3 protein-coding genes are annotated in these 2,782 nt (G+C 68.7%); 1 reads left to right on the top strand and 2 read right to left on the bottom strand.

The features are described 5' to 3' along the window. Nucleotides 1–77: 77 nt before the first annotated feature. The gene (locus tag AB0M20_RS36345; RefSeq protein ID WP_364305185.1) at nt 78–545 is read right to left on the bottom strand and encodes a maleylpyruvate isomerase family mycothiol-dependent enzyme; all 468 of its coding nucleotides are present in this window, start codon (nt 543–545) and stop codon (nt 78–80) included. A gap of 72 nt (nt 546–617) precedes the next feature. Between AB0M20_RS36345 and AB0M20_RS36340 the strand changes: the two genes are divergently transcribed. Next, nucleotides 618–1,121 (top strand): MarR family transcriptional regulator, encoded by a 504-nt coding sequence (locus tag AB0M20_RS36340; protein WP_364305183.1) that lies wholly within the window; start codon nt 618–620, stop codon nt 1,119–1,121. A gap of 178 nt (nt 1,122–1,299) precedes the next feature. On the opposite strand, the gene AB0M20_RS36335 is transcribed toward AB0M20_RS36340, so the two are convergent. Continuing rightward, nucleotides 1,300–2,782 (bottom strand): ATP-binding protein (locus tag AB0M20_RS36335; RefSeq protein WP_364305182.1); only part of this gene is annotated, 1,483 nt, incomplete at its 5' end.

The raw sequence follows: 2,782 nt of genomic DNA, 5'->3' as shown, positions 1-2,782 counted from the left end.
AAGGGTAGCTGTTTATTTTTTGTTCTAACATTTATTCAAAATCAGAATACCTTTATTTTTAATTTTAAGGGGTCATTTTAAAGAATTAAGGGCGCCCGGAACGGGAACGACTGGCGCCAGACGCGGTCCGCAGCCGCCGCGGCCGGGGCCGCCGGCATCGGGTAGGGCCGTCCGATGGGGCGGGCGATGTCCTGGGCGTGGCACAGGATGTCGATCATCGGCTCGAGTGCGGTGATGAACGGCGCGGTGCGGCGGGACCCGACCATCGCGCGTAACCGTTGCGGGAACTCGTGCACGGGCAGCTGGGCCTGCCTGATCGCGGTGTCGCGAACCATCCGGTTGAAGCCACCACCGGCACGGATCAGCGAAACGGTCGCGGAGAGCAGTCCGGTCTGGGCGAGCGTCAGGTGCGCGGCGACCTCTCGTACCGTCCACTCGCTGCACAGCGACGGCGTGCGCCACTCGGATTCGCTGAGGTCATCAATCAAATCGGCTAGGCGGCTGCGCTCGTCGTCGATCACCCGCCACACGGCATCCTCGTCCATGGGCACCCCTGAACTAGTTCGATACTGGTACTATATTGGTTCGAGTATCGAACCAATGTCAAGGAGCTGAGCATGCCGGGTGAACCGAAGCGGCGAGTCTCCGGGACGGACGCGAGCGCCCTGGTCGACAACGGCGTGCTCGACAACGGCGCGCTCAACATCGGCCTGTTGTGCTTCATCGTCCAGCGCGCCATGGAGGATCGGGTCCTGGCCGACCTCGCCGCGGCCGGGTTCGACGACGTCACCGTCGCCCAAGCGCGCGTGCTGGCCCGGGTCGGCTCCAAGGGCACCCGGGTCACCGACCTCGCCGATCAGGCGCGCGTCACCAAGCAGACCGTCACCTTCATGGTCGACCAACTCGAGCGCGCCGGATACGTGCGGCGCGTCGCGGACCCCACCGATGCACGCGCACGACTGGTGATCTTCGCTGACCGGGGACTCGCCGCGCAGGAGGTGGCCCGCCGGACCGAGGCCGTCGTCGAGGCGGAATGGACCCGTCATCTCGGCCGCCGGACCACCGCACGCCTGCACCAGATCCTCACCCAGCTTCGCGAGATCACCGACCCGTACCGGTGACGCCGGCCGCTGACGAACGCGGATCACGGCGGTCGCCTTCGCGCGGGCGTAGGCTTCTTACGGCTCGCGTCGCTCCGGTCGATTGCGGGTGGCGGCAGGCACCAGTGCGCCGTCAAGGGCACCGTGTCGGTTTCCATCGAGACCCTCCGGACCATGCGGGGTCTCGCGCCCCGTCGGCTCAGGCGGGTAACGGGGAACCTTCCGGGCGACGGCCGCCGGTCAGGCTGGGGACGGCGTCGGCGTGGGGCAGGGTGAACCAGAACCGGCTGCCGCCGCCGGGGTTTGCGTCGACGCCGATGCGGCCGCCGTGGCGTTCGACGATGCGGGCCACGATGGCCAGGCCGAGGCCGGTGCCCGGATAGGGCTGGCTGCCGGGCGCTCGGACGAACGCGTCGAAGACCGCCGCACGGCGTTCGGCCGGAATTCCGATGCCGCGGTCGCTGATCTCGATGCGCCAATGTTCGTCGTCGGCGGGCGTGGCGCTGATCCGAACATCGGGCACCTGCCCCGGCGGGGTGTACTTGAGGGCGTTGCCGATCAGGTTGTCGAACACCTGCCGCAGCAGCGTGACGTCGCCCTCGACGGTGGGCAGCGGCCCGAGGGCGATCGAGGGCTGCGCAGTGGTGTCCGGTGTGGCAGTGGTGTCCGGTGTGACGTGCTCATGGATGACCGTGGCGACGAGCCGGTTCAGGTCGACGGCGGCCCGGTCCAAGAAGCGGTTGTCCGCGGTGGCGTAGTCGAGCAGGTCGTCGATGAGGTTCTGCATCTGGTCGGTGCCGGCCTGCAGCCGGTCGAAGAAGAACAGCTGGTCGGCCGTCGATTCTGCGGCGTGTTCGCGCAGCACGTCGATGTAGCCGGCAATGCGTGCCAGCGGGTTCCGCAGGTCGTGGGCGACGACGCCGGCGAATCCCTTGAGTTCGGCTTCGCGGTGGCGCAGCTGCGTCTCCACCGCTTCCCGGCGGGTGATGTCCTCGCGCAGCGCCGCGGTGGCGGCTTCGACCTGACGTAGTGCCCGGTCCCGGGAGGACAGCACCGTGCGGGAGAGGGCGGCGAGCAGGACGGTGATCGTGACGCCGATCAGCAGGGCCACCGTGCTGCGATGGATGTCGGTGGCGGGTAGCAGCCGGGTGGTGGGCTGTACGGCCAGCTGCCAGGATCGTTGGGCGGCGGACACGGTGACGTGCCGGGCCGCGACGCTCGTGTCCCATCGCGGTTTCGGCTGCCAGCCCGCGACCGGGACGGCGCCATCGGCGGTGACGTCGGACAGCGTGACGGCGACGCTCTCGCCGGCGGCCAGCCCGATGGTGTGCCGCAGGAAGTCTTCGCCGCGCAGGCCCATCACGAGCCATCCCCGGAACTGGCCGACGTCGGCCGCGGCCGGGGACGTCGCCTGGATCGGCACGGCGAAGACGAACGACTGCTGTTGCTGATCGATCGGCAGCATGGCGTCCCTTAGCAGCCGGTAGGTGCGGCTCACGCTCACCTGGCCGGTGTCGCGGGCCGCACGCAGCGCTTCGGACGCCTCCGGTGACGCGCTCAGGTCACGGCCGACGGCGGCTTCGGTGCCGTCGAGGGTGCGGCTGAGCACGACGAACTGGTGTACGGCGGCACTCCCGTTCGGGCGCAGGGTCAGATCGGTGATGCCGCGGGATCGCCAGTAG

This window comes from Actinoplanes sp. NPDC051633, from assembly GCF_040681735.1.
Taxonomy (GTDB): Bacteria; Actinomycetota; Actinomycetes; order Mycobacteriales; family Micromonosporaceae; genus Actinoplanes.
Note: the sequence above shows the minus strand (reverse complement) of the source record. Positions and strands in the feature narration are given on the sequence as shown.

Bases quoted from the DNA above. Each gene is read 5' to 3' on its own strand.
- AB0M20_RS36340 (WP_364305183.1), top strand. From the start codon at position 618: ATGCCGGGTGAACCGAAGCGGCGAGTCTCCGGGACGGACGCGAGCGCC.
- AB0M20_RS36345 (WP_364305185.1), bottom strand. From the start codon at position 545: ATGGACGAGGATGCCGTGTGGCGGGTGATCGACGACGAGCGCAGCCGC.